Annotated in this window: 30 protein-coding genes and 2 tRNA genes; 22 read left to right on the forward strand and 10 right to left on the reverse strand. The window is 69.6% G+C overall.

Annotated features, from left to right (window positions below):
* Positions 1 to 10 precede the first annotated feature (10 nt).
* Together ACZ6DL_RS03200 and ACZ6DL_RS03205 are read right to left on the reverse strand one after the other, a co-directional pair.
* Entirely contained in the window at positions 11 to 568 is a 558-nt protein-coding gene (locus ACZ6DL_RS03200; protein WP_040867964.1) for a WKL family lipoprotein, read from the reverse strand.
* 29 nt (positions 569 to 597) lie between these two features.
* Positions 598 to 978: a DUF4189 domain-containing protein gene (locus tag ACZ6DL_RS03205; RefSeq protein WP_245549015.1), complete on the reverse strand. Its 381-nt coding sequence runs from the start codon at positions 976 to 978 to the stop codon at positions 598 to 600.
* Positions 979 to 1185: 207 nt separating this feature from the next.
* Here ACZ6DL_RS03205 and ACZ6DL_RS03210 point away from each other — a divergent pair, with 207 nt between their 5' ends.
* Together ACZ6DL_RS03210 and ACZ6DL_RS03215 are read left to right on the forward strand one after the other, a co-directional pair.
* A complete protein-coding gene (locus ACZ6DL_RS03210) occupies positions 1186 to 1809 on the forward strand; it encodes a TIGR03085 family metal-binding protein (RefSeq protein ID WP_466048683.1) in 624 nt (207 codons plus the stop codon).
* A 117-nt stretch (positions 1810 to 1926) separates the two neighbouring features.
* Positions 1927 to 4539: a DNA translocase FtsK gene (locus ACZ6DL_RS03215; RefSeq protein ID WP_466048684.1), complete on the forward strand. Its 2613-nt coding sequence runs from the start codon at positions 1927 to 1929 to the stop codon at positions 4537 to 4539.
* Positions 4540 to 4545: 6 nt separating this feature from the next.
* On the opposite strand, the gene ACZ6DL_RS03220 is transcribed toward ACZ6DL_RS03215, so the two are convergent.
* Together ACZ6DL_RS03220 and ACZ6DL_RS03225 are read right to left on the reverse strand one after the other, a co-directional pair.
* Positions 4546 to 4622 (reverse strand) — tRNA-Leu (locus ACZ6DL_RS03220).
* A gap of 29 nt (positions 4623 to 4651) precedes the next feature.
* Positions 4652 to 4724 (reverse strand) — tRNA-Trp (locus ACZ6DL_RS03225).
* Between the two features lie 768 nt (positions 4725 to 5492).
* Between ACZ6DL_RS03225 and ACZ6DL_RS03230 the strand changes: the two genes are divergently transcribed.
* Positions 5493 to 6473 carry a TerC family protein gene (locus ACZ6DL_RS03230; protein ID WP_466048686.1) on the forward strand — a complete coding sequence of 327 codons (981 nt, stop codon included), beginning with the start codon at positions 5493 to 5495 and terminating at the stop codon, positions 6471 to 6473.
* Between the two features lie 4 nt (positions 6474 to 6477).
* Here the strand turns inward: ACZ6DL_RS03230 and ACZ6DL_RS03235 are convergent, their stop codons facing one another.
* Both ACZ6DL_RS03235 and ACZ6DL_RS03240 read right to left on the reverse strand, forming a co-directional pair.
* Positions 6478 to 6762, reverse strand: coding sequence for a YciI family protein (locus ACZ6DL_RS03235; RefSeq protein ID WP_357116020.1), 285 nt, complete (start codon positions 6760 to 6762; stop codon positions 6478 to 6480).
* Between the two features lie 27 nt (positions 6763 to 6789).
* Positions 6790 to 7356 carry an amino-acid N-acetyltransferase gene (locus ACZ6DL_RS03240; RefSeq protein WP_040867957.1) on the reverse strand — a complete coding sequence of 189 codons (567 nt, stop codon included), beginning with the start codon at positions 7354 to 7356 and terminating at the stop codon, positions 6790 to 6792.
* A 142-nt stretch (positions 7357 to 7498) separates the two neighbouring features.
* On the opposite strand from ACZ6DL_RS03240, the gene pgsA reads away from it, so the two are divergent.
* The 5 genes from pgsA (at position 7499) to pspM (ending at position 11310) form a co-directional block, all read left to right on the forward strand.
* Complete coding sequence (pgsA, locus tag ACZ6DL_RS03245; protein WP_466048687.1) at positions 7499 to 8158, forward strand: CDP-diacylglycerol--glycerol-3-phosphate 3-phosphatidyltransferase; 660 nt, start codon at positions 7499 to 7501, stop codon at positions 8156 to 8158.
* Complete coding sequence (locus tag ACZ6DL_RS03250; RefSeq protein WP_466048688.1) at positions 8155 to 8682, forward strand: CinA family protein; 528 nt, start codon at positions 8155 to 8157, stop codon at positions 8680 to 8682. Before pgsA ends, ACZ6DL_RS03250 begins: the two co-directional genes overlap by 4 nt.
* A gap of 112 nt (positions 8683 to 8794) precedes the next feature.
* Positions 8795 to 9256, forward strand: coding sequence for a helix-turn-helix domain-containing protein (locus tag ACZ6DL_RS03255; RefSeq protein ID WP_466048690.1), 462 nt, complete (start codon positions 8795 to 8797; stop codon positions 9254 to 9256).
* A gap of 199 nt (positions 9257 to 9455) precedes the next feature.
* Positions 9456 to 10277, forward strand: a complete 822-nt coding sequence (gene pspA, locus ACZ6DL_RS03260; RefSeq protein WP_393228678.1) for a phage shock protein PspA — start codon at positions 9456 to 9458, stop codon at positions 10275 to 10277.
* A 142-nt stretch (positions 10278 to 10419) separates the two neighbouring features.
* On the forward strand, positions 10420 to 11310 hold the full coding sequence (pspM, locus tag ACZ6DL_RS03265; protein ID WP_466048691.1) for a phage shock envelope stress response protein PspM: 891 nt from the start codon (positions 10420 to 10422) through the stop codon (positions 11308 to 11310).
* Positions 11311 to 11321: 11 nt separating this feature from the next.
* Here the strand turns inward: pspM and ACZ6DL_RS03270 are convergent, their stop codons facing one another.
* The gene (locus ACZ6DL_RS03270; RefSeq protein ID WP_062974059.1) at positions 11322 to 11522 is read right to left on the reverse strand and encodes a hypothetical protein; all 201 of its coding nucleotides are present in this window, start codon (positions 11520 to 11522) and stop codon (positions 11322 to 11324) included.
* A 250-nt stretch (positions 11523 to 11772) separates the two neighbouring features.
* Here ACZ6DL_RS03270 and ACZ6DL_RS03275 point away from each other — a divergent pair, with 250 nt between their 5' ends.
* From ACZ6DL_RS03275 to ACZ6DL_RS03305, 7 genes are all read left to right on the forward strand, one after another.
* The gene (locus ACZ6DL_RS03275) at positions 11773 to 13299 is read left to right on the forward strand and encodes a phosphatase PAP2 family protein (protein ID WP_466048693.1); all 1527 of its coding nucleotides are present in this window, start codon (positions 11773 to 11775) and stop codon (positions 13297 to 13299) included.
* A 171-nt stretch (positions 13300 to 13470) separates the two neighbouring features.
* Positions 13471 to 13635: a hypothetical protein gene (locus ACZ6DL_RS03280; RefSeq protein WP_357034056.1), complete on the forward strand. Its 165-nt coding sequence runs from the start codon at positions 13471 to 13473 to the stop codon at positions 13633 to 13635.
* A 78-nt stretch (positions 13636 to 13713) separates the two neighbouring features.
* On the forward strand, positions 13714 to 14343 hold the full coding sequence (locus ACZ6DL_RS03285; protein ID WP_466048694.1) for a PRC-barrel domain-containing protein: 630 nt from the start codon (positions 13714 to 13716) through the stop codon (positions 14341 to 14343).
* Between the two features lie 219 nt (positions 14344 to 14562).
* Complete coding sequence (locus ACZ6DL_RS03290; protein ID WP_039799283.1) at positions 14563 to 14736, forward strand: hypothetical protein; 174 nt, start codon at positions 14563 to 14565, stop codon at positions 14734 to 14736.
* Between the two features lie 84 nt (positions 14737 to 14820).
* Positions 14821 to 15978 carry a glycosyltransferase gene (locus tag ACZ6DL_RS03295; protein WP_466048695.1) on the forward strand — a complete coding sequence of 386 codons (1158 nt, stop codon included), beginning with the start codon at positions 14821 to 14823 and terminating at the stop codon, positions 15976 to 15978.
* 64 nt (positions 15979 to 16042) lie between these two features.
* Positions 16043 to 16237 (forward strand): DUF3046 domain-containing protein, encoded by a 195-nt coding sequence (locus ACZ6DL_RS03300; RefSeq protein ID WP_466048697.1) that lies wholly within the window; start codon positions 16043 to 16045, stop codon positions 16235 to 16237.
* On the forward strand, positions 16234 to 17478 hold the full coding sequence (locus ACZ6DL_RS03305; protein WP_466048698.1) for an aminoglycoside 3'-phosphotransferase: 1245 nt from the start codon (positions 16234 to 16236) through the stop codon (positions 17476 to 17478). Before ACZ6DL_RS03300 ends, ACZ6DL_RS03305 begins: the two co-directional genes overlap by 4 nt.
* 3 nt (positions 17479 to 17481) lie before the next feature.
* On the opposite strand, the gene ACZ6DL_RS03310 is transcribed toward ACZ6DL_RS03305, so the two are convergent.
* On the reverse strand, positions 17482 to 17997 hold the full coding sequence (locus ACZ6DL_RS03310) for a CGNR zinc finger domain-containing protein (protein ID WP_466048699.1): 516 nt from the start codon (positions 17995 to 17997) through the stop codon (positions 17482 to 17484).
* Positions 17998 to 18150: 153 nt separating this feature from the next.
* Here ACZ6DL_RS03310 and ACZ6DL_RS03315 point away from each other — a divergent pair, with 153 nt between their 5' ends.
* The 3 genes from ACZ6DL_RS03315 to ACZ6DL_RS03325 all read left to right on the forward strand — a co-directional run bounded on the left by ACZ6DL_RS03315 (position 18151) and on the right by ACZ6DL_RS03325 (position 20004).
* A complete protein-coding gene (locus ACZ6DL_RS03315; RefSeq protein ID WP_062974049.1) occupies positions 18151 to 18612 on the forward strand; it encodes a VOC family protein in 462 nt (153 codons plus the stop codon).
* A gap of 75 nt (positions 18613 to 18687) precedes the next feature.
* A complete protein-coding gene (locus tag ACZ6DL_RS03320; protein WP_466049544.1) occupies positions 18688 to 19530 on the forward strand; it encodes a pyridoxamine 5'-phosphate oxidase family protein in 843 nt (280 codons plus the stop codon).
* 24 nt (positions 19531 to 19554) lie between these two features.
* Positions 19555 to 20004: a nuclear transport factor 2 family protein gene (locus tag ACZ6DL_RS03325; RefSeq protein WP_466048701.1), complete on the forward strand. Its 450-nt coding sequence runs from the start codon at positions 19555 to 19557 to the stop codon at positions 20002 to 20004.
* 78 nt (positions 20005 to 20082) lie between these two features.
* On the opposite strand, the gene ACZ6DL_RS03330 is transcribed toward ACZ6DL_RS03325, so the two are convergent.
* Positions 20083 to 21492, reverse strand: coding sequence for an MFS transporter (locus tag ACZ6DL_RS03330; RefSeq protein ID WP_466048702.1), 1410 nt, complete (start codon positions 21490 to 21492; stop codon positions 20083 to 20085).
* A 99-nt stretch (positions 21493 to 21591) separates the two neighbouring features.
* Between ACZ6DL_RS03330 and ACZ6DL_RS03335 the strand changes: the two genes are divergently transcribed.
* The 4 genes from ACZ6DL_RS03335 (at position 21592) to ACZ6DL_RS03350 (ending at position 25215) form a co-directional block, all read left to right on the forward strand.
* Entirely contained in the window at positions 21592 to 22614 is a 1023-nt protein-coding gene (locus tag ACZ6DL_RS03335) for an Lrp/AsnC family transcriptional regulator (RefSeq protein ID WP_466048703.1), read from the forward strand.
* A gap of 169 nt (positions 22615 to 22783) precedes the next feature.
* Positions 22784 to 23827 (forward strand): recombinase RecA, encoded by a 1044-nt coding sequence (gene recA / locus ACZ6DL_RS03340; protein WP_043694706.1) that lies wholly within the window; start codon positions 22784 to 22786, stop codon positions 23825 to 23827.
* Between the two features lie 259 nt (positions 23828 to 24086).
* Positions 24087 to 24671 (forward strand): recombination regulator RecX, encoded by a 585-nt coding sequence (recX, locus tag ACZ6DL_RS03345; protein ID WP_466048704.1) that lies wholly within the window; start codon positions 24087 to 24089, stop codon positions 24669 to 24671.
* A gap of 223 nt (positions 24672 to 24894) precedes the next feature.
* Positions 24895 to 25215 (forward strand): hypothetical protein, encoded by a 321-nt coding sequence (locus ACZ6DL_RS03350; RefSeq protein ID WP_466048706.1) that lies wholly within the window; start codon positions 24895 to 24897, stop codon positions 25213 to 25215.
* 235 nt (positions 25216 to 25450) lie between these two features.
* Here the strand turns inward: ACZ6DL_RS03350 and ACZ6DL_RS03355 are convergent, their stop codons facing one another.
* Entirely contained in the window at positions 25451 to 26353 is a 903-nt protein-coding gene (locus ACZ6DL_RS03355) for an amino acid ABC transporter permease (protein WP_466048707.1), read from the reverse strand.
* Between the last annotated feature and the right edge of the window lie 10 nt (positions 26354 to 26363).

A 26363-nucleotide genomic window follows, 5' to 3' on the forward strand; every position in this document is an offset into this window, starting at 1 on the left:
TCGGGACCGGTTACTCCTGGCAGGCGGCGGATTCGATCTTCGCGCTCTTGACGATGTTGCAGGCGAAGGTGTGATCGACCTTCCATTGGCCGCCCTCGGACACGAACTGGATGAACGCGTCGTCCACCGGGGTGCCGTCGATGGTGACCTTGGCGTCGGCCTTGAGCTTGTTGTCCTTCGGGTCGCCCACGTTGGTGACCTCGACGGCGACCTTCTGCTTCTTCGCGGCCTCGACGAGGTTGGCGACCAGATAGGGATCCTGCTCGGCGGCCTGGATCCAGCTGATCTTCTCCTCGTTGGGCACATTCGGGTCGAACGCCTTCTGCAGCCGCTCGTTCAATTGCTGCACGGAGGGCTTGGGCAGTGCGGGTGAGGACGGCGTGGTCGGCGCGGAGCCGGCCTCCTTGTCGCCCTTGTCCGAGCCACCCTCCAATTCACCCGCCGCGTGGCTGGGGTTGGCGCTGGTGCTCGGGGACGAGGAGTCGTCATTGGAGGCGCAGGCGGTCAGCGAGCAGGCGACTGCGGTGAGGACGACGGCCACGGTGGTCCGGAAAATGCGGTGCTTCACGATGTTTCCTTCGACTCGAAGTCCGGGCGTCAGCCGTGGTTGGACGTGCAGTTCCAGTGCACGATGTAGGCGTCGGAATCGTTGCGCGCCAGGGCTTGGCCCTGCGCGCTGCGGCGCGACGACGCGTACCCCCAACTCCAGGTGCCGGTGTCACCGGAGTACGCCACGGCACCGCAGCCGTTGCGGAACCAGACCACCGACTGGCAGTCCGCTGCGCCGCAGGAGCTCACGGCGCGCTGCTGTGCGGCAGCCGAGTTCGGGTAGTCGTAGGAGTACCCGATCAAACCGGTGGAGGTGGACAGCGCGATCGCGCCGTAGTTGTTGGTGTAGGCGTTCGCGGCGGGCGCGCTGACAGCCAGCGCGGCACCTACCGCCGCGAGCGCGGCCACACCGGTAGCAAACTTCTTCACGAGGATTTGCCCCTTCTTGTCATAAGGCCCACGACCCGATGGGCCGAGTGACAAGGTACAGAGCCGACTCTCATTGCGCTAGCCGGAGAATTCCCGGCATAGGGAGCGCGAACGCCGAGAACCCGCGGGGTGGCACCGCGCTACCGGTGACCCGCGGGGCGTCGCGTCGTGCGGCGGTGTGGCCGGGTCGTCGGTATGTTCGGGGGTGTGACTATGGCACAGCGGGAACGCCGGGGACTCGTCGAAGCGATGGCGGCGGCGGGGCCGGACGCGCGCACGCTCTGCGGCACGTGGACGGTGCGGGACTTGGCCGCGCACTTGGTGGTTCGCGAACGCCGGCCCGACGCCGCTGGAGGCATCATGGTGAAGCCGCTGGCGGGGTATCTCGACCGCGTGCAGGCGAAGGCGGCGAACAAGCCGTTTTCCGAACTGCTGGAGCAGGTGCGGACCGGTCCGCCGTGGTGGTCGCCGCTGCGTCCGCTCGACGCGGTGGTCAATCTGTCGGAGATGTTCGTGCATCACGAGGACGTGCGCCGCGCCGAGCCGGGTTGGCAGCCACGCGAACTGCCCGCCGCCGACGAGGACCGGCTGTGGTCCATGCTGCGCAAGACGGCCAGGATGGCCTACCGCAAGGCGCCGGTCACGGTCGAGCTGGTGACGCCGGACGGCAGGCGCACGGTGGTGCGGTCGGCGTCCGAGGACGTTGTCACGCTGACCGGTAGGCCCTCGGAACTGGTGCTGCACGCCTTCGGGCGGGACGAAGTCCGGTTGGAGACCGCCGGATCCCCGGAGGCCGTCCGGGCGGTGCTCGAGGCAGACCGGTCGGTCTGATCCGAGCGTCATCGCTGGGTCGCGGAGGTCCCGGTGACCGGCGGAAAACAGCGCGCGGCGCTTCGGTACCAGTGTTGCGGATGGTCCGGATGGGGCGATTGCGGCTAGCCTGGGGCCATGGCAGGTAAGTCCCGCAGCACCCCGACGACTCGGGCGCGGGCGGGATCGGCGCGGGGGAGGGCCACCACGGCACGGTCTCGCGCGGCCACGCCCCGCGCGGCGACGCCCCGCGCCGCCACGCCCAGAACGACCGCAGCGCCCCGCAGGCGTAGCTCCGCGGCCCGGCGTCCGGCGCGCCGCCCGTCGAACACCGCTCCGCTCGCGGTGATCACGCGCGGTATCGGCAGCGGCTGGACCATGCTGGCCCGTGGGCTCGGCGCGACCACGCGCACGCTGAGCCGCGCGGGCGAGATCGAACACGGACATCGGCGCGACGGCGCGGCGCTGGCACTGATCGCACTGAGCGCCGTGATCGCGGCGGCGGTCTGGTTGTCGGCAGGCGGGCCGATCGGCCACTGGGTGGAGGACGTGATCCGCGCGATCGCCGGATCGGCCTCCGCCACACTGCCGTTCGTCGCCTCCGGGATCGCGGTCGTCCTGATGCGTACCGAACCGCGCCCCGAGATCCGACCGCGGCTGGTGCTCGGCGGCTTGCTGATCGGCTTGCCGCTCCTCGGGCTGTGGCACATCGCCGCGGGCGCGCCCACCGACGCGCACGGGCGTTCCCGTGCCGCCGGCTTCGTCGGTTTCGTCACCGGCGGGCCCATGACCAACGGCCTCACCGCCTGGCTCTCGGTCCCGATCCTGTTGCTGGCCATCGTCTTCGGCGCGCTGCTGGTGACCGGGACGACCGTGCGCGAGGTGCCGGAGAAGCTGCGGCGATACTTCGGCACCGAGACCGGTGGCGACGACTACGGCGAATTCGACGGCGAATACCGGGATTACGACCCGGCAGACTACGACGCCGACGGCTTCCCGGTGCATCGCACCACCGCCAAGCGGCGCGGTCGAACGCCCGCGGAGAACTACCCGCCCGACGAGTTCGGCGACCCCGACGCGGTCACCGAGGCGCTCGGCGAACCACCACTGCGCGACGCCAAGCAGATTCCGGTCGAGGAACCCGCGCCGAAACCGAAGCCGAGGAAGCAGCGTCCCGCCGCGGTGGTGGAGGATCAGACGCCACCGCCGCCGCAACCGCAGCAACTGGAGTTCGTCCCCGATCGCGAGGTCGAAGGCGATTACACCCTGCCGCCGTTGTCGTTGCTGACCGACGGGGATCCGCCCAAGAAGCGCAGCGCCGCCAATGAATCGATGATCGAGGCGATCACCGAGGTGCTGGTGCAGTTCAAGATCGACGCCGCCGTCACCGGGTTCGTCCGCGGCCCCACGGTCACGCGCTACGAGGTAGAGCTCGGGCCCGGCGTGAAGGTCGAGAAGATCACCGCGCTGGCGCGCAATATCGCCTACGCCGTCGCGACGGAGAACGTCCGGCTGCTCGCGCCGATCCCCGGCAAGTCCGCCGTCGGCATCGAGGTGCCGAACGCAGATCGTGAGCTGGTCCGGCTGGCCGACGTGCTGAAGGCGCCCAGCACCCGCACCGACCACCACCCGCTGGTGATCGGTCTGGGCAAGAACATCGAGGGCGAGTTCGTCTCGGCGAACCTGGCCAAGATGCCGCACCTGCTGGTCGCGGGCTCCACCGGTTCGGGTAAGTCGAGCTTCGTGAACTCGATGCTGGTGTCGCTGCTGCAGCGGGCGACGCCCGACGAGGTCCGCATGATCCTGATCGACCCGAAGATGGTGGAACTGACGCCCTACGAGGGCATCCCGCACCTGATCACGCCGATCATCACCCAGCCGAAGAAGGCCGCGGCCGCGCTGGCCTGGCTGGTGGAGGAGATGGAACAGCGCTACCAGGACATGCAGGCCAACAAGGTGCGCCACATCGACGACTTCAACAAGAAGGTGAAGTCGGGAGCGATCACCGCGCCGCTGGGTAGCGAGCGGGTATACCGGCCCTACCCGTACATCCTGGCCATCGTCGACGAGCTGGCCGATCTGATGATGACCGCTCCGCGCGACGTGGAGGACGCCATCGTCCGCATCACCCAGAAGGCCCGTGCGGCGGGCATTCACCTCGTGCTGGCCACGCAGCGGCCGTCGGTGGACGTGGTGACGGGTCTGATCAAGACCAACGTGCCCTCCCGGCTGGCCTTCGCCACCTCGTCGCTGACCGACTCCCGCGTCATCCTCGACCAGCCGGGTGCGGAGAAGCTGATCGGCATGGGTGACGGCCTGTTCCTGCCGATGGGCGCGGGCAAGCCCACCCGGTTGCAGGGTGCGTTCATCAGCGACGAGGAGATCCACGGCGTCGTCGAGTTCACCAAGAACCAGGCCGAGCCGGAATACCAAGAGGGCGTGACCGCCGCGAAGGCCGGGGAGAAGAAGGACGTCGACCCCGACATCGGCGACGATCTCGACGTCTTCCTGCAGGCGGTGGAACTCGTGGTCACTTCGCAGTTCGGGTCCACCTCCATGCTGCAGCGCAAGCTGCGCGTCGGTTTCGCCAAGGCGGGGCGGCTGATGGACCTCATGGAGACCCGCGGCGTGGTCGGTCCGAGCGAGGGTTCCAAGGCGCGTGATGTGCTCGTGAAACCCGATGAGCTGGAAGGGTTGCTGTGGTCGATCCGCGGCGGCGGGGACGACGGCGATGCGGAGCCGCCGGAGTGATCCGGCTGGTTCCCTCGGCGAGATTCGAACTCGCATCTCCCGGAATCTAGGTCCGGCGCCTCTACCGATTGGGCTACGAGGGATGGGTCGGAATTCCGACCTGGGGGATCGGCACGGACGGAGGGATTCGAACCCCCGGCCCGCGGTTTTGGAGACCGCTGCTCTACCGGCTGAGCTACGTCCGTTCGTACGAAAAGGGGCCACTCCTCGGCGGTCGGCCGCGGAGTGACCCCTGCGTACGGGTCTGCGAAAGACACGTTCAGGGGCGGCTCCGCGCGCTCATCCGCCACGCGAATGGGGCCGATAGCACGGCGCGGGCATACGACTCGCGGGCATCGCTCGGCAACTCCCGCCGCCGCACCGTCCCGGTCATCGTCTCGCCTTCCTGTGGTCTGATCTTCGCCGCTCAGAAACTAGCATCGGATGCCGGTGTCGGGAACCGATTTTGCTTCGCCGACGACCCTACCTGGTTCAGTTCTCCCGGCCCTGAAGGGTATAGCTCGACGGCCGGTCTTTCCGGGTGCCGGGTCAGCCGCCCTTCGCCGTCCGGGCCCGCTGGCATCAGGCCGGGCAACACCGGTCGTCGGGGCGACGAAGCCGCGCAAGCGAGAGCGTGTCGCCGCCCATGTGGCATCGCAGGCGCCCACCGCGCAGTCCGGCGACGTCGCCGACGCAGGGCGCGGATCGAAGTGCACTACGACGCCGAAGACGGGCGGGTCCGTCGAGATGCGATGCATCGCCCGGTCGGCAAATCCCGCGCGTGCGGGCGCGCGTTCGTCGGGGTCCGCGCGGTTCAGGGTGCGGTACTCGTCGGTCACGCTGGAGGACGGTGGGAACGAAACGTCGGCTGAACGCATGTGGAATTATGGGCGGCAATCACCCCGCTACTCAGCCTTAACGGACAAAGCGGGCATTATGGACATCATGATCTTCGCTACCGATCGGCATGCCACATGCACGTAACCGCACTCGAATGGGCCATCACCGTCGTGGTGATCCTCGGATTGTTCGTCTTCGACTTCTTCGCCCACGTCCGTACCCCGCACGAGCCGTCGTTCCGCGAATCCGGATTCTGGTCCGCGGTCTACATCGGGCTGGCGCTGCTGTTCGGCGGGGTGGTCGCCTGGCAGTGGGGCTCCACCTATGCGGGGGAGTACTACGCGGGCTTCGTGACCGAGAAGGCGCTCTCGGTGGACAACCTGTTCGTGTTCCTGATCATCATGTCCACCTTCGCCGTGCCGCGGATCTACCAGCAGAAGGTTCTGCTGATCGGCATCGTGCTCGCCCTGGCCATGCGCGGTGCGTTCATCGCCGTCGGCGCGGCCGCGATCAGCGCGTTCAGCTGGGTCTTCTACCTGTTCGGGCTCTTCCTCGTCTACACAGCGGTCAAGCTGCTGCGCGAAAGCGGCCACGAGGTCGAAGTCGAGGAGAAACGCGACAGCCGGATCGTCGCGCTGGCCAAGCGCGTGCTGCCGACCACCGACGAATACGACGGCGACAAGCTGGTCACCAGGATCGACGGACGCCGGGCCGTCACGCCGCTGCTGCTGGCGTTGCTGGCGATCGGGTTCGCCGATCTGCTCTTCGCGCTGGACTCGATCCCGGCCATCTACGGCCTGACCGAGCAGCCCTACCTCGTCTTCACCGCGAACGCGTTCGCGCTCATGGGCTTGCGGCAGCTGTACTTCCTGATCGGCGGGCTGCTCGACCGGCTGGTCTACCTGTCCTACGGACTGGCCGCGATACTCGCGTTCATCGGCGTGAAGCTGGTGCTGCACGCCCTGCACGAGAACACGCTGCCGTTCGTCAACGGCGGCCAGCACGTCGCGGTCCCGGAGATCTCCACGCCCGCCTCGCTGGGCGTCATCTTGGGCATCCTGGTGGTCGCGACGGTCGCCAGCCTGCTGCGGACGCGCGTGCGCGCCGACCGTTAGCCGGTCAAGACGCGAAGGCGCCGAAGACCGGGGCCCACTCCACGGCGCGGACGTCGTCGATCAGGTTCTCCCTGGCGAACGGATCCTGGGCGAGCAGGTCCTTCAACTGCCCCGCGTCCTCCGAGCGGAAGATCAGCAGCGCTCCGGACCCATCCGGGTACGGACCGCTGCTGAGCAGGGCGCCCGACTCGAGCAGGCCGGCCAGCCAGGCCCGGTGCTCGGGACGGTGCGCGTCCCGGCCGGCGATGGTGGACTCGGAGTAGACGTAGTGGACGGCGAAGATCGGCACGGGTATCGCTTTCCTGTGGGGACGGACTCAGAGCGTCAGCAGCATCCGAGTATTGCCGAGAGTGTTCGGCTTCACATAGCTCAGATCGAGGAACTCGGCCACGCCGGTGTCGTAGGAACGGCACATCTCGGCGTACACCTCGGCGGTGACCGGGGTGCCGTCGATCTCGACGAAGCCGTGCCTGCCGAAGAACTCCACCTCGAAGGTCAGCACGAACAGCCGCTGCAACTCGAGTTCGCGGGCCACCGCGACCAGTCGCTGCACGATGAGCTTGCCCACACCGGAGCCCTTGACGTCGGGGTGCACCGCGACCGTGCGCACCTCCCCGAGGTCGGCCCACAGCACATGCAGCGCGCCGCACCCGACGACGCGGCCGTCCAATTCGGCGACCCAGAACTCCTGCACCGCCTCGTAGAGGGTGACCAGGTTCTTCTCCAGCAGGATCCGGCCCGCGTAGACGTCGATGAGGCGCTTGATCTCGGGCACATCGGAGGTTCGCGCGCGTCGGACGACCGGGAGGGAGCTCTGCGCGGCAGAAGCCGCGCCCGGATACGCGTCGCTGGTCGAACCACCTAATGGTCCCCGAGAGGTCATGGGGTGCACAGTAGTCGGCCCGGCTACCGATACTCTGAACGTGTGCCGCGGATCAACTCCTTCAGCTCATCGCGTCGTGCCGAGTGGCGCGCTGCGATGACGAGGCGGCCGTGACCGAGCCTGTCGCCGGTGAGGCGAAGGCATGAGCGTACAACCCGACGAGACGGACCGCCCCTGGAACGCGCCCGCCCCGCTCCGTCCCGGCTTCGCACCCGCGCAGGCCGAGACCGGGCCGCCGCTGCTGAACATCGCGAACGTGCTCACCATGCTGCGCATCGCGATCGTGCCGCTGTTCGTCGCGGCGCTGTTCGTCGGGGATGGCCACGACACCGGATGGCGAATCGCCGCCGCGGCGCTGTTCGGCCTCGCCGCGATCACCGACCGGTTCGACGGGCAATTGGCCCGCAAATACGGCCTGGTGACCGATTTCGGCAAACTGGCCGATCCCATCGCGGACAAGGCGCTGATCGGGTCCGCGGTGATCGGGCTGTCCCTGCTCGGTGATCTGGCCTGGTGGATCACCCTGGTGATCTGCGGACGTGAGATCGGCGTCACACTGCTGCGTTTGATCGTGGTGCGGCGCGGCGTGATCCCGGCCGGACGCGGCGGCAAGCTCAAGACGCTGGTCCAGTCCCTGGCGATCGCCATGGTGCTGTTGCCGCTGTCCGGCTGGTCGGCCGGGATCGGCATGCCGCTGATGTACCTGGCGGTCGCGCTGACCGTGGGCACCGGACTGGACTACGTCGGTCAGGCGGCCCGGGTGTGGTTCGCGGGCGGCCCAGGGCGGACGCGCGGCGTATGAGCGATCCGCTGATCGCGGACGTGCCCGCCGTCGATCTCGTGCGTGCACTGGTGACCGTGCGGCAAACCGTGGCCACCGCCGAATCCCTGACGGCGGGCCTGCTCGCGGCGACCATCGCCGGGGTGCCCGGCGCCAGCGCGGTGCTGCGCGGCGGTCTGGTGGTGTACGCCACGGACCTCAAGCACAGCCTCGCCGGTGTCGACGCGGAGGTCCTCGCGACCGAGGGACCGGTGGCGGCGAGCACCGCCGAACAGCTGGCCGTCGGCGCCCGCACGCGCTGCGGCGCGGACTGGGGGGTCGGCCTGACCGGCGTCGCGGGCCCCGATTCGCAGGACGGGCATCCGGTCGGCACGGTCTTCCTCGGACTTGCCGGTCCCGGGCATACCGAAGTGATGCGGTTGAAACTCCCCGGCGACCGGTGGACGATCAGAATCGGTGCGACGCGCACGGCGGTGTCGGAATTGCTGCGGTGTGTGCGGGAGGCGGGCTCGGGTCCGGCCGACCGCGTCGGGCGGAGCGGCTGAGGTGTCCCGGACGGGAACCAACCGCCCCGGCTCCGACGTTGTGCCAGAAAGAACGGCATACGTGGGGTCGAGAATCGTGTCGGCCCTGCGACCGGGAGCGAAGGAGAACGAGATGACGCTGCTGCGAGAGGCCATCGGGGACAGTCTGCGGCGTGCGCGTCTCGCCCAGAACCGGACGTTGCGCGAGGTGTCGACCTCGGCGCGGGTCAGCTTGGGCTATCTCTCCGAAGTCGAGCGCGGTCGCAAGGAGGCCTCCAGCGAACTGCTGGCCGCCATCTGCGAAGCGCTGGACGTCCCGCTGTCACGGGTGCTGTGGGATGTGAGCACGCTCATGGCGGGGGCCGACGGTCCGATGGCCGGTTCGCCCGCGGACGACGCCGCGGCCGCGGCCGCCGTCGAGTCGGAGCGGACGGCGGCCGAGCCCGCGGCGCAGGACGAATCCGCGCCCGCTCCGGCGACGGCGAGCATGTCTGCGGCCGACGCGGCCGCGCGGCCGCTGCCGCTGGCGGAGGACACGCGGATCGTCATCCCCGCTCCGCGATCGGACATGCTGGTCCTGGTGAAGGGCGTGTGACGCGCTACGAGACGTGGCCACGGCGGCAACGCTGCGGGCCGCCGCGGAAAGCGGATAGATTCTCCCCAGGCGTCGATTGGGCCGGGTTCGCCCGGCCCGGGTGCCGCATGATGGAGGATAGGCACATATCGGGTGCGTGACGGTCGCGCACTGGAGTCGCGCCGGAGCGCGGCATGTCAGATGGAGGCGGGATCAATCGATGGCTAGTCCGTTCGTCAAGGCCTGGAAATACCTGATGGCCCTCTTCGATTCGAAGATCGAGGAGCACGCGGACCCGAAGGTCCAGATTCAGCAGGCTATCGAGGAAGCCCAGCGGCAGCACCAGGCCCTTTCCCAGCAGGCCGCGTCGGTCATCGGCAACCAGCGTCAGCTGGAGATGAAGCTGAACCGGCAACTGGACGAAGTCGAGAAGCTCAACGCCAACGCGCGCCAGGCCGTCCTGCTGGCCGACCAGGCCACCGCGGCGGGCGACACCGAGAAGGCGATCCAGTACACCAACGCCGCCGAGGCGTTCGCCGCGCAACTGGTCACCGCCGAGCAGTCCGTCGAGGACCTGAAGGTCCTGCACGACCAGTCGCTGCAGGCGGCGGCCCAGGCCAAGAAGGCCGTGGAGCAGAACGCGATGCTGCTGCAGCAGAAGGTCGCCGAGCGCACCAAGCTGCTCAGCCAGCTGGAACAGGCGAAGATGCAGGAGCAGGTCTCCGCCTCGCTGCAGCAGATGGATTCGACGCTGTCGGCGCCGGGCAGCACGCCGAGCCTGGACGCGGTCCGCGAGAAGATCGAGCGCCGCTACGCCAACGCGCTGGGTGCCGCCGAACTCGCGCAGAACTCGGTGCAGGGCCGGATGCTCGAGGTGCAGCAGGCCAGCATCCAGATGGCCGGGCACAGCAAGCTGGAGCAGATCCGCGCGTCCATGCGGGGCGACCAGCTGCCGGCCGGTGGCGCCCAGCCCGCCATCAATCCGGCGCAGGCGAATTCGGCACCACCGCAGATGAACAAGGGGCAGGCCGCGCAGCAGTAACCGCCGCCGACCGGGCGTTCGGCCAACGCGTGTCGGTGGGGGCTGGTTCACTGGAAGACAAGGCGTGGGGACCCGACCGGCCGGCCGTCGGCCGAGTCGGGTCTCGGTCTGTCCGATGTGTGCTACCGGTGGGAGAGAAGGTATGAGCGGCAGTGTATTTCGCGAGCGGCAGCTCGACGCGCGGCGCCTGCGCGAGTCGGCGATGATCCGGGCACAAGCCGCGCTCGCGCCACAGCCGGGCAGCCTGCCGGACAGCCTTCGCGAAGTCGGCGAGAACGCGCTCGTCGCCGTGCGGCGCTGGGCCGATCCGCGGGAGCGTGAGCTGCGCCGCCGCCGCAGGGCTCGCAGGCGCAGCTTCCAGCTGGGCACCGTGTCCGGCCTCACCACGGCGGGAACCGTTGGCCTCGTTGTCGTTTCCGCGCCGGTGTGGGCCGTGGTCATGGTCGGCGGCGGCGCGGTCGCGCTGGTCACCGGTGCGGCGCTGAGCACTCGCCGCTATCTGCGGCTGCGGGGCGCACCGCTGCCGCAGGCGGCGTTCATTCCGCGCAAGCAGCCGCCGCTGTGGTCGATCGCGCGCCCGTCGATCGCGCGTCTGGTGCGCGCGGAGAAGGCCTTGCACGGGATGGGCGTTCAGATCGCTCGCTCGCATCGGCTGCCCCCGGACGAACTGGCCGACATGCTCGAGACGGCCGCCTCGGGCGCGGCGGCGCTGCACGCGCTGGCCGCCGACATCACGGCGATGGAACAGGGCCTCGGCGCCATGGGAAGCGCGAATTCGCCCGCGGCGGTGGCACTCACCGAGAACCTCCGGCTGACCTCCGCCAGGCTCGACACGGGCGTCGCGGAGTACGAGCAGGTCGTCGCCGCGGCGGCCCGGATTCTCGCGGTTCCGGAGAATACCGTGGTGCGCCACCACTTCGACACCATCGTGTCGGATCTGCGCCACGCCTCCGACCGGCTGGACGGGTGGGCCCAGGCCCTCATCGAGGTGGCCGACAAATCGGTGCCCGCGTCGCCGCGGCCACCGATCTGATCGGACCCGTTTCAGTTCTGCCGGTCCCGGCGGCGAAGTTCCTCGGCCCGGGCGCGAAACGCCGCGCCCATCAGTTCTCGGCTCTCGGCCATGAGATCGAGCACCTCCCAGGACGCCTTACGGGCGGCCGATCCGACGATCCCCGCGATCGCCGAACCGTGCCGCCGTGCCGCGGCCGCGAGTTCCTGCGCCAGCTCGTTCGTGTTTTCCATCGAGTCCCGGCCGTTACCTGGGATTCGGTGCATGACTGTGTGCTGATTGGGGTGTCTGTGTCATTCGATCATCCCTTCCCTGTTGTCGCGCAACGCCACTGTGCGTTCGAGATCAGAGTACATCCGTGCACTGAAATGGCGTACGAGCCGGTTTGTCCCAGCGCCGACAGCGTCCGCGCACACCTGAGCGTCGGCTTCGGGCGCAGCGGTCGCCCGGACGCGGCGTCCGCGCGGTCGGTAGGCTGCGGCGATGCGGTTTCTCTCGACTCGCGGGCGCGACGGCGGGGTGGTCGGACTGACGAGCGGCCTGGATCGCTGGCTGGTCGGCCGCAGTGCGCGCGTGCGGCCGACCCCGGCGGACCGGGTGCTGAAGGCGTTGAGCACCTCCGCCGACAAGAATCGCTTGTGGATCGCGCTCGGGGCGGTCCTGTTCGTGGCCGGGGATCGCTCGACGCGGCGCGGCGCGGCGCGCGGGCTGCTCGCGCTGAGCATTGCCAGCGGCATCGCCAACGGCGTGGCCAAGCCCCTGTTTCCGCGCCGCCGTCCGCCGGACGAGTCCGTCCCGTTCGTGCGCAGGCTGGTCACACCGCCGGTCTCGTCGTCGTTCCCGTCCGGGCATTCGGCTTCCGCGGCCGCCTTCGCGACGGGCTTGGCGCTGGAATCTCCCGTGGCGGCCGCCGCGGTGGCCCCGGTCGCCGCCGCGGTCGGCTATTCGCGCGTGCACATCGGCGTGCACTGGCCGTCCGACGTGGTCGCGGGCGCGCTGTTCGGCGGTGCGGTCGCGCTGGTCACCCGGCGGTGGTGGGCGGTGCGCGACGACGGGCCGGCCACCCTGGGGCCGGTCGAGCATGTGGATCCGCTGCCGGGCGGCGCCGGGCTCCTGCTGATCGGCAATCCGCACGCGGGATCGGGCGGCGGGGACGACGCGCTCGCCGCCCTGCGTGACCGGCTGCCCGGCGCCGAGGTGCTCGAGCTCGGCGGCGACGATGTCGAGGCGCGGGCCGGTGAACTGCTGCGGCGCGACGACATCGTCGCGCTCGGCGTCGTGGGCGGAGACGGGACGGTGTCCGCGGTCGCGGAGTACGCGGTGCGCCACCGGTTGCCGTTGGCGGTCTTCGCGGGCGGCACGCTCAACCACTTCGCCAGGGATGCCGGAGTGGAGGACGCCGAGGTGACCCTCGCCGGGCTGGAAACGGGCGAAGCGGTCCGCGTCGACGTGGCCGAGGTGTGCTTCGACGACGCCGAGCGGCGCGTCTTCGTCAACACCGCCAGTCTCGGCGGTTATCCCGACTTCGTGCGCGTCCGCGAGCGCTGGGAGCGCCGGATCGGTAAATGGCCCGCCGCGGGAATGGCCATGGTGCGCGTGCTGTTCCGGGCCCAGCCGCTGCACGTCACCATCGACGGCGACCGCGCCGCGCTGTGGATGCTGTTCGTCGGCAACGGCACCTACCACCCCGCCGACCAGATCCCGATGTCGCGCCCTGAGCTGCACGGCGGCACCCTCGACGTCCGCTACCTGCGCGCCGACGTCCCCTTCTCGCGGCTGCGGCTGGTCTTCGCGACGTTCACCGGCACGCTGGAGTATTCGCCCACCTACCGGCACCGCCGGGTCTCCCGCGTGGACGTGCGGGTGGCCGAGCAGCCGGTCTCCTTGGCCACCGACGGCGAGGTGGACCACCGCGGCAAGGACTTCCGGTTCACCAGCGGGCCCTCGGCGCTGATGCTGCTCAAGGGCGCACCCGGCGCTTCCGATGCTGCGCGGCGCGGACCGCGGTGATCGCATGGATAGCTGTGCAATTGCTATCCCCGTCGTGTTTCTCACGCCGAGTCGGTAGATCGCGGCTTTTCCTGTTTGATCCCGGCACTTCGGGGTAGTTGCCACCCTGTAGCTGATCTCTTCCGGCTTCGTCTGGGGCCGGGAACATGCACTACTGGGCAGGAGCACGTCATGCTTGATGTTTCCTACCGTCGATCGCTGCTCGACCAGGACACGCAGCGGCTGGATGTCAGCCGGTATCTGTCGTGTGAGACCGCCGAGGACCCGGTGCGGCTGTCGCGCAGAGCGCAGCGCGTCGCAGGCCCCGACGTCACCGATCGACCCACAAGCGATTGAACCCTTTTCTCAGCACGTGCTGTGGTCGGCCGCGTTCTGTCGGGCTGCCCGTCGCACGGACGAACTGCGGAGGAACCCATGACTGAAATGCTGGAAACGCTCATCGGAAGCTCGGTGTACGGTCCCGAAGGCGAGAAGATCGGCAAGGTCAAGCGGGTCTACGTCGACAACAATTCCGGATCACCCACCTGGATCGCGGTGTCCACCGGCCTGTTCAGTGCCGACGCCCTGGTCCCGCTGGCCGGGGCCGAGCACCGCCCCGAGTCGGCCACGTTGCAGGTGCGGGTCGGCAAGGACGCGGTGAAGGCCTCGCCCCAGCTCGACCACAACGGGCAGATCAGCCCGCAGGCCGAGCAGGAACTGTTCGATCATTACCAGATCGACCCGGAGCAGGCGGCCTGGGACGTCTACGGCAGGCAGCCGGTGCCGCGGCCGCGGCGAGCCCGCCCCGAGATGACTCGCCCGCCGGAGGAGCGCGCCGGCCAACCGGGAGACGCCGCCCCGGCCCGGACGCGGACCTATCCGGGAAGCGAGGAGGAGACGCTGCGGATGCCGACCGCGGGCGAACGGGCGCGTGTGGGACGTGAGCCGATGATCGACTCCTACGCCGTCGACACGGCAGATCTCGGTATGCGGGAACCGGACGGCATGGCGCACGACGACCCCCTGACCGGAGACCTCCCGGACGCCGAGCGCCGACGGGGCTGATCACGGCGGTTGGGACCCGGTCGCGCCGACCGCGTGGCCGGGTCCCGTTCCGTTCGCCCGCGCCACATGCCGGGAGAAGACCCCGATCGGCGCACCACGGGCGAGCGACCAGGGTCAGGGGGAACCCTGATTTCCACCCCCATATCCCGCCTCACCTGGTGATTCACCCTCATTCGGATGCCATGCTCGAAGCGTAAACGGACTTCGGAAGGCATCGAAATGTTGTGGAAGATCATCGGTATCGTCGCGGTCGTCTGGATCGCGCTGGCGGTCATCGGCGCGCTGATCAAGGGCCTGTTCCCGATCTTGGTGATCAGCGCCATCGTGTTCGGGCTGTACCTGCTGTACAAGGCGGTGTCGGGCTCGGACAACTCGACGGTGAGCAAGCTGTAGCGGGAGAGGCGGCGGCGCCTTCGCCTCCGCGCCGCCGCGACGCGGGTGGGATCGGCTCGCACGCGGGTGTGGCAGGCTAGGCGGATGCGAGTAGCCGTTGTCGCAGGGCCCGATCCCGGTCACGCGTTCCCCGCTATCGCGTTGTGCCTGCGGTTCTTGGCGGCCGGCGACGAGCCTGTCTTGTTCACCGGTCCGCGCTGGTTCGACGCCGCCCTCGCCGCGGGCATCGGCGTGCGCAGACTCAAGGGCCTGGCGCCGCGGCCGGTGGACGACGACGCCGACGCGGGACAGCGCATCCACGAGCGGGCCGCGCACATCTCCACCGAGATCCTGCCCGAACTGAGCGCCATGCTGCCCGAACTGGTGATCTCCGACGTGCTGACCGCAGGCGGCGGGATGGCCGCGGAGCGGCTCGGCGTCCCGTGGGTGGAACTGTCCCCGCATCCGCTGTATCTGCCGTCGAAGGGTTTGCCGCCCATCGGAAGCGGGCTCGCCCCCGGCGCGGGTCTGCGCGGGCGGATGCGCGACGGTGTACTGCGCGGCATGACCGCGCGCGCCCTCCGGAACGGGCGCCGCCAGCGCGAGCGGGCCCGCGAGAGCGTCGGTCTCCCGGCCGTCGATCCCGGTCCCGCCGCTCGCCTGATCGCCACCCTGCCCGCACTCGAGGTGCCGCGCCCCGACTGGCCTGAATCCACCCACGTGATCGGCCCGCTGCTGTGGGAGCCGACCGACGCGGTTCTGGACCTACCGCCCGGGGACGGACCGCTGGTCATGGTCGCCCCATCGACCGCGCACACCGGAGTGGCGGGTATGACGGAGACCGTGCTCGAGGCTCTGGACGGAACCGGTGTCCGCGTGGCGATTTCGATGCTGGACGCGCCGCCCGCCGACCTGCCGCCGTGGGCCACGGCGGGGCTGGGGCGGCAAGACGAACTGCTCACCCACGCGTCCGTCGTCGTGGGCGGCGGCGGACACGGCCTGCTCGCCAAGACGCTGTCCGCGGGCGTCCCGATCGTCACCGTTCCCGGCGGCGGCGACCAGTGGGAGCTGGCCAATCGCGCTGCGCGGCAGGGCAGTTCGATCGTCGTCCGGCCGCTGTCGCCCGATGCCGTCCGCGCCGCGGTCCAGGACATCCTCGCCGACCCCCGCTACACCGCGGCGGCCGGGGACGCCGCGGCCACGACCGAGTTCCCGGATCCTGTCGGCCTGTGCCACCAGGTCCGCCACGCCGTGCGCTACTGATCGACTCGGGTGCCGGGTGTGCCACTGACCTGGCGACGAGCGGAATGGGAGTAAGTTCGGGACGGTGCGGTTGACCGAGTTCCAGGAACTGTTGCACACCGAGTTCGGTGTGGCCCGGGGCGACGCCCTGCTGGCCGACCATGTGATCCCCATGCTGGGCGGGCGCACCGGCGCCGACGCCATCGAGGCCGGGATCGATCCTCGCGACGTGTGGCGCGCCTTGTGCGCCGAATTCGACGTGCCCAAGGGGCGCTGGTGAGCGCCCCGGGGCAGGTGGAGCGGGACGAGCCGCTGTACCGGTTCGACGAGCGGCAGCGGATGATCCCGCACGACCCCCAGCGCCTGGCCGCCCGGGTGGCGCAGGCCCGTCCCGACGACTTCGCCGGCTACCGGCAGACCGGCATCGAGCTGATGTTGCTCGGCCGCTACGACGAGGCGCTCGATCACCTCGATCGCGCGCTGGAACTGGTGGACACCGAGCGGCGCAGGATCAGTGTCTGGATCAACCTGGGTGACGTCTACCGCTACCGCGGCGACGTCGGCACCGCCGAGGCGTTGTACCGCCGCGCCGTGGCGCACGCGCGAGCGGCCGCTCCGGAAGTGCTCTCCTCCGCCGTGCAGCATTTGGGCAAGGCGCTCGCCGAGCGCAATCACCTGACCGAGGCGCGCGCGCTGCTGACCGAGGCGATGCGACTGCGCGTCGCCGAAGGCGATCCCGAGGAGATCGAAGCCACCCGCGCCGCGCTGGACACGCTGGGCGAGCTGCCGATCCCGTTGCCGCCCACCGTCGCGGCGCTGTTCGGCGAGGCGTCGAGCTGGTCGGACGAACACGAGGGCCTCAGCGGTGGAGTGGTGTCGGTCGACGGCGCGTACTGGCTCAAACGCGGACCGAAGGCGGTCGCCGAGTACGAGCGGCTCACCTGGTTGCGCGAGCACGGGATCGCCGTGCCGGAGGTTGCGGCGTTCGAAGACGATGTCCTGGTGCTCACGGACGCGGGCGCGCCCAGCCTGGCGGCGCGAGGGAACTCCGGCAGCGCGCACGCAGTGTCGATCGGCGCCGTGCTGGGCGGGCTACTGCGGCAGCTGCACAGCATTCCGGTGACCGAGTGCCCGTTCGACGGCCGTCTCGACGTCGTTCTGGCACATGCGCGCCGCAACGTCGTCGAAGGGCTCGTGGACGCGGAGGAGTTCGACGAAGACAACCGCGGAACCACCCCGGCGGACGTGCTCACCCGGCTGCTCCGGCAGCGGCCGACGGGGGAGGACCTGGTGGTGGCGCACGGGGATTTCACCCCGCCGAACGTGCTGGAGAACGAGATTCTGCTCGACGTGGGCGCACTCGGCGTGGCCGACCGTTACCGCGATCTGGCACTTGCCGTCCGCGATCTGCGCACGGACTTCGGCGACGCGGAAGTGACGGCCTTCTTCGCGGCCTATGGGCTGGCCGAGCCGGACGAGAGCCGCTTGGAGTACTACCGGCTGCTCGACGAGTTGTTCTGAGCTTCACCCTTTGCGCGCATAGTGGCGAGCCGCTTTGGTGCGGTTGCCGCAGGTGGCCATGGAGTGCCAGCGGCGGGTTCCGTTCTTCGAGGTGTCGTAGAAGAACAGCACGCACTCCGGATGCGCGCACTGACGGATCCGATCGGGCGCGGCGCGCAGCAGTTCCAGCAGGTTGTCGGCGGCCAGCCAGGCGGGCAGCCAGGCTTGTTCCGGCACGTCCGCCAGGTCGGCGGGGCCGGTCTCGGTGAGTGCGCGACGGATGCGGCCGTGTGCCAGCACGTCGTTGAGCCCCGCGGGGGAGGCGTGCACCACCACGTCGTAGATGGCTGTGCGCGCGGCCAGTACGGCGTGCAAGGTGCCCTCGTCGGCGGTCGCGCGATCGGTGAGGCCGGCGGTCGCCAGCCAGATGCGTAGGCCGGCGACCTCGGTGAGCAGGTCCTGTGGCCCGTGCTCGATCCATCTCGTGTTCAGCAGATCGAGCGCCAGGGGTTCACCGAGGTGGGGGCGTGGATCGGGCATGCCCGAGGGTATCGAGTGCGCGTCGAAGTCCAAGGCGGCCACCTCCTGTCTAACTGATCAAACCATTTTCAGTGGTTGACGCAAGTGGCGTCGGCCAGTATGTTCTAACTGTCAAAACCGTATTGAACGGTTAATCATTCCGAGGAGGAACTTATGACCGCGGTCGCCGCACCTCAGCTCGCCACCGGGCACATCGGCCTGAACGTCTCCGATCTGGATCGTTCGGTGGACTTCTATCGCCGGGCCCTCGGCTTCGAGCAGCTCGCCGCGAGCGCCGACGACCAGCGCCGCTGGGCCTTCCTCGGGGCGGACGGCAAGCTGGTCGTCACGCTGTGGGAACAAAGCGATGGCGCCTTCTCCACCGAAACCCCCGGACTGCATCACCTTTCCTTCCAGGTCGACAGCATCGACCAAGTGCGCGCGGTGGAGCGGGTGCTGCGTGAGCTGTCGGTGGCCTTCGCGCACGACGGGGTGGTGGCGCACGGCGAGGGCGTCGCCTCGGGCGGGATCTTCTTCACCGATCCCGACGGCATTCGCCTGGAGGTCTACGCGCCCAGCGGCGCGGAATCCGCGCCCGCACCCAGTGGCGCCGCCCCGACCTGCGGCTTCTTCTGATCCGGTCGTCCGCTCAGCGAAGGGAGCATTGTGCCTGAGCCGTTTCATCGCGGAGAGGTCGCCGTCCAGCGCCGGATGGGCCAGGCGGACATCGCCGAACGGGTCGGCCGCATGATCCGTCCCGATATTCCCGCGGTCGCCGCGGGATTCCTGGCCGAACAGCGGATGGTCGTGCTCGCCGCCGCCGACACGGCGGGCAGGCTGTGGGCGAGTGAGCTGGTCGGGCAGCCGGGTTTCGTCCGGGCGGTGGACGACCGGACGATAGCGGTCGGCGTCCGGCCCGCGGCCACCGATCCGTTGCACGAAGCTCTGACCCATCGGTGCGGCGTCGGCATGATCGCCCTGCAACCGCAGCGGCGCAGGCGGATGCGGGTCAACGGCAGATCGACGCCGGAGGGCGCGGGCCTGCGCATCGTCACCGACCAGGTGTACTCGAACTGTCCCAAGTACATCTCCCGTCGTGAGGTCGAGAGCTATACGCCCGCTGCCGAGGCGCCCGTGGTGCGTCACAGTGTCGAACTCGATGCCGACCAGCGGGCCGCGATAGCGGCGGCCGACACGTTCTTCGTCGCGACCGCGGACGCGGACGGCAACGCCGACGCGTCGCATCGTGGCGGGAATCCCGGTTTCCTCCGGGTGCTTTCGCCTACGCGGCTGCGCTGGCCGGATTACCGGGGCAATTCGATGTTCATGACGCTCGGCAACATCGAGGTCAACCCCCGGTGCGGGATCCTGATCCCCGATTGGTCCACGGGCGCCACATTGCAACTCACCGGCACCGCCGAGTTGATCTGGGCTCCCGAGACTTTCGCGGCAGGCGCACAATGCTCCCTCGACTTCACCGTCGAGGAGGTGCTCGAGCGGCCCGGGGGAGCGCTGCGGTGGGGACCTGCCGAGCTGTCGCCCGTCAACCCCTGAACCTCAGGAGAAAGGAGCCGTCCCATGCGACCTCCCCTGCCACCGTTCGACGCGGAATCAGCGAAAGCCAAAGTGCGGGCCGCCGAGAACGCCTGGAACACCCGCGATCCGGAGCGGGTCGCCGCCGCTTACACCGAGGACTCGGTGTGGCGCAATCGTGCGGAGTTCTTCACCGGCCGCGCCGCCATCGTCGAGTTCCTCACCAGGAAGTGGTCCATCGAGAACGGCTACGCGCTGCGCAAGGATCTGTGGGCCTTCGAAGGCAACCGAATCGCGGTGCGCTTCCAGTACGAATGGCACGACGAGTCCGGCCGGTGGTTCCGCAGCTACGGCAACGAGCAGTGGGAGTTCGCGCCGGACGGGCTGATGTCCCGGCGGGAGGCCAGCATCAACGACGTCCGCATCGAGGAATTCGAGCGGCGCATCTTCGGGCCGCGCGATCCGGGCGACGAGACGGTGCTGCCCCAGCACTGAGGAAGTCCTCCGGACCACGCGGGCACAGGAGACGGCGGCGCCCACGCGCCGCCGCCGTCTCGACGTTTCGGATCGTGGTCAGGCGGCGACGGCCTGCCGCTGGGCTTCGGATGGCTCGGCGTTCGCGCGCCGCCGGTGGAACAGGGCGAAGGCGACCAGCCCGAATCCGACGCCCACCGCGGCCGCGACGCCGAACGCCGCGTCGAGCCCGGCGACGAAGCGCGACAACGTCATCGGCTGCTCGACGGTCGCCACACCGCGGAACACGGTGCCGAGTACCGCGACGCCGAGGGCCAAGCCCAGTTGCCGCGCGGTGTTCACCGCCCCCGCGGCCGTGCCGGCCTGCTCCGGGGCGACGGCCGCCATGCCGACCGACACCAGAGCGGGCGCGTTGACGCCGATCCCGATGCCGATCACCACGAATCCGGGGATCAACGCGAGCCAGGAGGACTCGGGGCCCACGAGCATGAGCAGCCAGGCGCCCAGGCCGACCACCACCAACCCCGCTCCGATGGTCCACTTCGGTGCGACATCGTGCAGCAGCCGCCCGAACGCGCCCGCCACCACGAACGCGGTGGCGGCCATCGGAAGCATCGCCAGGCCCGCGTGCAGTGGTGACATGTGCAGTTGCTGCTGCAGCCACAGGGAGATCAGGGGACTGCTCGCAAACGCGGCGAACGTCTGCCCGGACGCGCCGAACAGGGTCGCGGCGAAGTCGCGGTTGCGCAGCAGCGCCAGGGGGAACATCGGCGCGGCGCCGCGCGCCTCGACGAAACCGAAGACCAGCGCCGCCGCGGCGCCGACGGCGAACCCGACCACCGCGGCCGTGTCGGTCCAGCCGTGCTCGCCACCGCGGATGACGCCGTAGGTGACCGCCGTCGCGGCGGTCGCGAACGACAGCATGCCCCGCACATCCACCACTCGGTCGATCCGCCGCGGGGAGGGTGGGAACACCGTGGCGGTCAGGCCGATCGCCAGCACGGCGATGGGCAGGTTGACGAAGAAGATCCAACGCCACGACAGCGCCTCGGTGAGGACCCCGCCGAGCACCACGCCGATTCCCGCCGCCGCTCCGGATACCGCGCCCCAGACGCCGAAGGCGACGCCGCGGTCGCGGCCGGTGTAGGTGGCGTGCAACAGCGACAGCGTGGTGGCGAACATGGCCGCGCCGCCGACGCCTTGCAGCGCCCGCGCCGCGACGAGGACCGCCGCGGACCCGGCGACGCCGCAGCCGAGCGACGCGACCGCGAAGACGACCAGTCCGGCCAGGTACGCGCGCTTCGCACCGGCCCGGTCGGCGAGCGAGCCCAGCACCAGCAGCAATGCCGCCAATGCCAAGGCATAGCCGTCCACCACCCATTGTAAGCCGGACAATCCGGTGTCCAGGTCGGCGGCGATGTCGGGCAGGGCGACGTTCACGATGGTGACGTCGATCAGCAGCATCAGCGTGCCGAGGCACGCGGCGAACAAGGGGAGCCATTTCCTCACGGGAGCCTCCACGGCGGATTCGAATGATTTTCGACGCCAAGCGTGCGGTATCCGGAGAGATCCCCCTAGTTATCCGGGTGTGGGCGTTAGATTCTTCCAGTGCTCGACGAAACCTCGACGGAATCCTCCGAATTGGATGTCCTGGACAAACAGATCGTGCAGGCGCTGGTGCATGATGCCCGGATCCCGTTCGCCCGGCTCGGCGGCATCCTCGGGGTCTCCGAGCAGACGGTGGCGCGGCGCTATCGCGCGCTGCGTCAACGCGGCATCCTGCACGTGTCCGGGCAGGTGAACGCGGTGCCGCTCGGCCACGCGCGCTGGGTGCTGCGCTTGAGGTCGACGCCGGACAAAGCGCTGCGGCTGGCCGAAGCGCTGGCGCGGTTCCCGGACCTGAGCTGGGTGACACTGCTGTCCACCGGTTCCGAGGTGACCTGTGTGGGCAGGCCGCGTTCGATCCAGCGGCGCGACGCGCTGCTGCTGCACATCCTGCCGCGCGCCCCGCAAGTGCTGGAACTGACCGCGCACGAGGTCATCCACCGTTTTCCGCTCGACGAGGAGTGGCCGCGCCATCGGCACCTGCTGACCGCCGCCCAGCTCGACGAGCTCGGCGCCGCCCGGCCCCGGCCCGCGGACGCGGGGCCGGAGACGCCGGTGGATTTGTCCGCGGCCGACGAGGCGATGCTCGCGCTGCTCGGCCGGGACGGGCGCGCTCCGTACGCCCGACTCGCCGCCGAAACCGGGTGGACCGCGCCGCGGGTCGCGCGGCGAATGGCCGAGCTGACGGCGGCGGGAGTGCTGTACTTCGACGTCGATTTCGCGATCGAGCGGATGGGCTACGGGGTGCGCGGCGCGCTGTGGCTGCGCGTGCGCCCCGCCGATCTGGACGCGGTGGGCCGCGCGATGGCGACCCATCCGGAGATCGTCTTCGTCGCCGCCACCACCGGACCGTCCAATATGTTCGCCTCGATCATCTGCCGCGACACCGCGGACCTCTACCGGTACGTGACCGGACGGCTCGGCGCACTGGACGGGATCACCGGCCTCGAGGTGACGCCGTCGCTGCGCGTACTCAAGCAGGCACAGACGCTGCTGGACACCGACCGGATCACGCTGGTGCCCTGATCGCACGGGGTTTGCCGAGGACGGCGCGGGCGGTGCGGATGGCGCCGGGCGCGTCACTTGACTCGAACACCTGTTCGTCTAGTCTGGTCGCCAGAACTTGTCGGTGCCGGGCTCTACTGTAGGCGCCAACCACAGAACGAGACTCACCCGTCGAAAAGGGGATCAGGACATGGCACCACAGGCGTACGACCGGGACAAGGCGCTCGAACTCGCGCTGGCCCAGGTGGAGAAGAGCTTCGGCAAGGGCGCCGTCATGCGCCTGGGCGAGGAGGCGCGCCAGCCCATCTCGGTGATCCCCACCGGCTCCATCGCGCTCGACGTGGCGCTGGGCATCGGCGGCCTGCCGCGCGGCCGCGTCGTCGAGATCTACGGTCCGGAATCCTCGGGTAAGACCACCGTGGCGTTGCACGCGGTGGCCAACGCGCAGGCGGCGGGCGGGGTGGCGGCGTTCATCGACGCCGAGCACGCGCTCGATCCGGACTACGCCCGCAAGCTGGGCGTCGACACCGACGCGCTGCTGGTCTCCCAGCCCGACACCGGTGAGCAGGCGCTGGAGATCGCCGACATGCTGGTGCGCTCCGGCGCCATCGACATCATCGTCATCGACTCGGTGGCCGCGTTGGTGCCGCGCGCCGAGATCGAGGGCGAGATGGGTGACAGCCACGTCGGTCTGCAGGCGCGTCTGATGAGCCAGGCGCTGCGCAAGATGACCAGCGCGCTGAACAATTCCGGCACCACCGCGATCTTCATCAACCAGCTGCGCGAGAAGATCGGCGTGATGTTCGGTTCGCCGGAGACCACCACCGGCGGTAAGGCGCTGAAGTTCTACGCGTCGGTGCGCCTGGACGTGCGCCGCATCGAGACGCTCAAGGACGGCAGCGACGCGGTGGGCAACCGCACCCGCGTGAAGGTCGTGAAGAACAAGGTCTCCCCGCCGTTCAAGCAGGCCGAGTTCGACATCCTCTACGGGCACGGCATCTCCAAGGAGGGCTCGCTCATCGACATGGGCGTCGAGCATGGCTTCATCCGCAAGTCCGGCTCCTGGTACACCTACGAGGGCGATCAGCTCGGTCAGGGCAAGGAGAACGCCCGCAAGTTCCTGCTGGAGAACATCGACGTCCGCGACGAGATCGAGAAGAAGATCAAGGAGAAGCTCGGCATCGGCGCCGACGTGACGGCCGACGCGGCCGCGGAGGTGCCCGCCGATTTCTGAGCCGACGAACCGCCGCCGCTCACCCGGGGCGTCTTCGGCCGACCCGGGGGCCGACGTCGTGCAGGACATGCGGCGCCGGCTGGAAGAACTCCTGTCCGCCTCCGGCTCGCCGAGCGGTGGCCGGCCGCGCGGACAGGATTCCGAACTCGTCCGGAGTACCGAAGGTGGTTCGGTTGCGCCGGACACCATGGGAACTCGGCCGGACGCGTCCGATCCGCAGCGGGCGCGTCCGGCTGGGTCCCGTCGCGGTCACCGCGGCATGCGGGGGCGTGCCGGCTCATCCTCGACCGACTCCGACCGGTCCGAGGGCCGATCGGCGGATCCGGTGGCGGCCGGATCCGAGGGCGGGACGGTCGAGCAGGCGAAGGAGGCGTGTCTCCGCTTGCTCGCCGTCCGCGCCCGCAGTCGTGCCGAACTGGCCCAGCGTCTCGCCGCCAAGGGGTATTCGCCCGAGGTGGGCGAACAGGCGCTCGATCGCCTCGCCGAAGTGGGCCTCATCGATGATGCCGCTTTCGCCGAGCAATGGGTGCACTCCCGCCACGCTTTCTCCGGTAAAGGCAAGCAGGCGCTCGCTCAGGAACTCCGGCGCAAGGGCGTCGCGCAGTCGGACGCCGTCGCCGCCCTCGACGCCATCACCACCGACGACGAGGAGACACGGGCCGGTGAGCTGGTCCGCCGCAAGTTACGCTCGTTGCCGCGAGACCTGGACCGGGACAAGATGATTCGTCGTCTCGTCGGCATGCTCGCCCGGCGCGGATACAACCAGGCCACGGCCTATCGGGTGGTCAAAGCCGAATTGGCCGATCGAGGAGTCGAGGGCGACCTCGACGAGCCCGTCGACTGAGCTTCCGGCCCTTGGCCGCTCGCGGTAGTGGCGCGCCACGCTTCACCGGCTCGATAAGACAGCGGCTCGGGGCCCATCGCGCGAAGCCGTATCCCGCTCACAACTGCGTTCCACGCCGGTCGGATACGCGGGATACGGATGGTAGGTGCGGCTACCGGCTCGGTGCCGCGCCCGCGGCTAGCGGAATCTGGGCCGGCTGCGGCGTTTTCGGTCACTTCGCTGAGTGTCGCTGCTCGGACAGCCGATCGGGGCGCGGCCCGCGGCGGTCGAGGTCAGCACCCTTCGTACCGCCGCCGCGGAGGTGCACCGCTGCGTGGGTTTCTGCTGCGGCATCGCCGGTCTACCCCTCTCCGGTGTCGGCGGATGGACCGGCGGCCTCGATACCCGCGCCGGCGGCGCGTTCGTCCGCCGAGGATGTGGCGGTCCCGGTCACCCCGACCGCGCCGAGGATCCCACCGCCCGCGTGCCGGAGGAAGACGCCGACCCGCGCGGGGCCGGCGCGGCGCAGTTCGCCAGGGAAGGGGAACGACTCGTCGAACAGTAGGTCGGAGGTACGGCTGGTCATCGATCATCAACTCCCGCAGGTACGAAGCACTGATGACCGTCCCACCGGTCGAATACCGGGGATCGGCGTATGCCTACGAGATTGGCGGGACGCCGCCGAGTGCACGAGTGTTGCGCTCAGCTCGAGCACAACACCCCGGCGCCTCCATCGGTGCCGCCCGGTATCGCCGCGCAGTAGCCAGTTCGCTTGCGCGGCAACGACTCCGCCGGTCGGCTCAGGGCTTCTTGCCGATGTCGACGCCGGGTGCCGCGTCGGTGATGATCGAGTCCGCGGCGACGACGGCGCCGCCGCCCTTGCCACGTTTGCGCGCCCGCAGCCGTCGTTCGAGCTTGGTGGCAACGAGCGTCAACGCGCTGTTGAGAGCGATCATGATGATCGCGATGATGATCAGCGCCGGGATCGTGTTCTGTTCGGCCGCGCCGAGTTGCTGGCCCGAGCGCACCACCTCGACGTAGGTGATCTGGTAGCCCAGCGCCGAGTCCTTCAGCGCGACCACCATCTGCGAGATCAGCGCGGGCAGCATCGCCGTGACCGCCTGCGGCAGCAGGATCAATCGCATCAGCTGGTTCTTGCGCATGCCGAGCGCGACCGCCGCCTCGGTTTGTCCTTTCGGCAGCGAGCGGATGCCCGCTCGCACGATCTCCGCGATGACCGAGCCGTTGTAGATGGTCAAGGCGGTGACCACCGCGGCGAGCGCGAGATCATCGGACTTGAACACGTCGTACTCGGAGTACACGGCGAACAGGAAGATCATCAGGATCAGCACCGGGATGGCACGCGCCACCTCGACGATCGCCCCCGCGACCCAGCGCACGATGCGATGATCCGACAGCCGCAGGACGCCGAAGACCATGCCGAGGATCAACGCGAACACGACGGACAGCAGCGCGGCCACGATCGTGCCGCGCAGACCGGGCAGCAGATAGGTCGACCAGACCTCGGCCTCCAGGAACGGCTTCCACTTCTCCGCGGTGAACTGCCCCTTGTCGGCGAAACCGCGGTAGAGCAGCCAGCCTGCCGCCGCCACCACGGCCAGTACCAGCACCGAGTAGATGTTGTTGCGCAGTCTCGCCTTCGGGCCCGGCGCGTCGAACAGGACCGAAGCGCCCGCGCTCATACCCGCGCCT

The sequence above is a fragment of the Nocardia sp. NPDC041819 genome, assembly GCF_055590505.1.

Bases quoted from the DNA above. Each gene is read 5' to 3' on its own strand.
- ACZ6DL_RS03215 (WP_466048684.1), top strand. From the start codon at position 1,927: ATGGCAGGTAAGTCCCGCAGCACCCCGACGACTCGGGCGCGGGCGGGA.
- ACZ6DL_RS03230 (WP_466048686.1), top strand. From the start codon at position 5,493: ATGCACGTAACCGCACTCGAATGGGCCATCACCGTCGTGGTGATCCTC.
- ACZ6DL_RS03240 (WP_040867957.1), bottom strand. From the start codon at position 7,356: ATGACCTCTCGGGGACCATTAGGTGGTTCGACCAGCGACGCGTATCCG.
- pgsA (WP_466048687.1), top strand. From the start codon at position 7,499: ATGAGCGTACAACCCGACGAGACGGACCGCCCCTGGAACGCGCCCGCC.
- ACZ6DL_RS03250 (WP_466048688.1), top strand. From the start codon at position 8,155: ATGAGCGATCCGCTGATCGCGGACGTGCCCGCCGTCGATCTCGTGCGT.
- ACZ6DL_RS03255 (WP_466048690.1), top strand. From the start codon at position 8,795: ATGACGCTGCTGCGAGAGGCCATCGGGGACAGTCTGCGGCGTGCGCGT.
- pspA (WP_393228678.1), top strand. From the start codon at position 9,456: ATGGCTAGTCCGTTCGTCAAGGCCTGGAAATACCTGATGGCCCTCTTC.
- pspM (WP_466048691.1), top strand. From the start codon at position 10,420: ATGAGCGGCAGTGTATTTCGCGAGCGGCAGCTCGACGCGCGGCGCCTG.
- ACZ6DL_RS03270 (WP_062974059.1), bottom strand. From the start codon at position 11,522: ATGGAAAACACGAACGAGCTGGCGCAGGAACTCGCGGCCGCGGCACGG.
- ACZ6DL_RS03275 (WP_466048693.1), top strand. From the start codon at position 11,773: ATGCGGTTTCTCTCGACTCGCGGGCGCGACGGCGGGGTGGTCGGACTG.
- ACZ6DL_RS03280 (WP_357034056.1), top strand. From the start codon at position 13,471: ATGCTTGATGTTTCCTACCGTCGATCGCTGCTCGACCAGGACACGCAG.
- ACZ6DL_RS03285 (WP_466048694.1), top strand. From the start codon at position 13,714: ATGACTGAAATGCTGGAAACGCTCATCGGAAGCTCGGTGTACGGTCCC.
- ACZ6DL_RS03290 (WP_039799283.1), top strand. From the start codon at position 14,563: ATGTTGTGGAAGATCATCGGTATCGTCGCGGTCGTCTGGATCGCGCTG.
- ACZ6DL_RS03295 (WP_466048695.1), top strand. From the start codon at position 14,821: ATGCGAGTAGCCGTTGTCGCAGGGCCCGATCCCGGTCACGCGTTCCCC.
- ACZ6DL_RS03310 (WP_466048699.1), bottom strand. From the start codon at position 17,997: ATGCCCGATCCACGCCCCCACCTCGGTGAACCCCTGGCGCTCGATCTG.
- ACZ6DL_RS03315 (WP_062974049.1), top strand. From the start codon at position 18,151: ATGACCGCGGTCGCCGCACCTCAGCTCGCCACCGGGCACATCGGCCTG.
- ACZ6DL_RS03320 (WP_466049544.1), top strand. From the start codon at position 18,688: ATGGGCCAGGCGGACATCGCCGAACGGGTCGGCCGCATGATCCGTCCC.
- ACZ6DL_RS03325 (WP_466048701.1), top strand. From the start codon at position 19,555: ATGCGACCTCCCCTGCCACCGTTCGACGCGGAATCAGCGAAAGCCAAA.
- recA (WP_043694706.1), top strand. From the start codon at position 22,784: ATGGCACCACAGGCGTACGACCGGGACAAGGCGCTCGAACTCGCGCTG.
- recX (WP_466048704.1), top strand. From the start codon at position 24,087: ATGCGGGGGCGTGCCGGCTCATCCTCGACCGACTCCGACCGGTCCGAG.
- ACZ6DL_RS03355 (WP_466048707.1), bottom strand. From the start codon at position 26,353: ATGAGCGCGGGCGCTTCGGTCCTGTTCGACGCGCCGGGCCCGAAGGCG.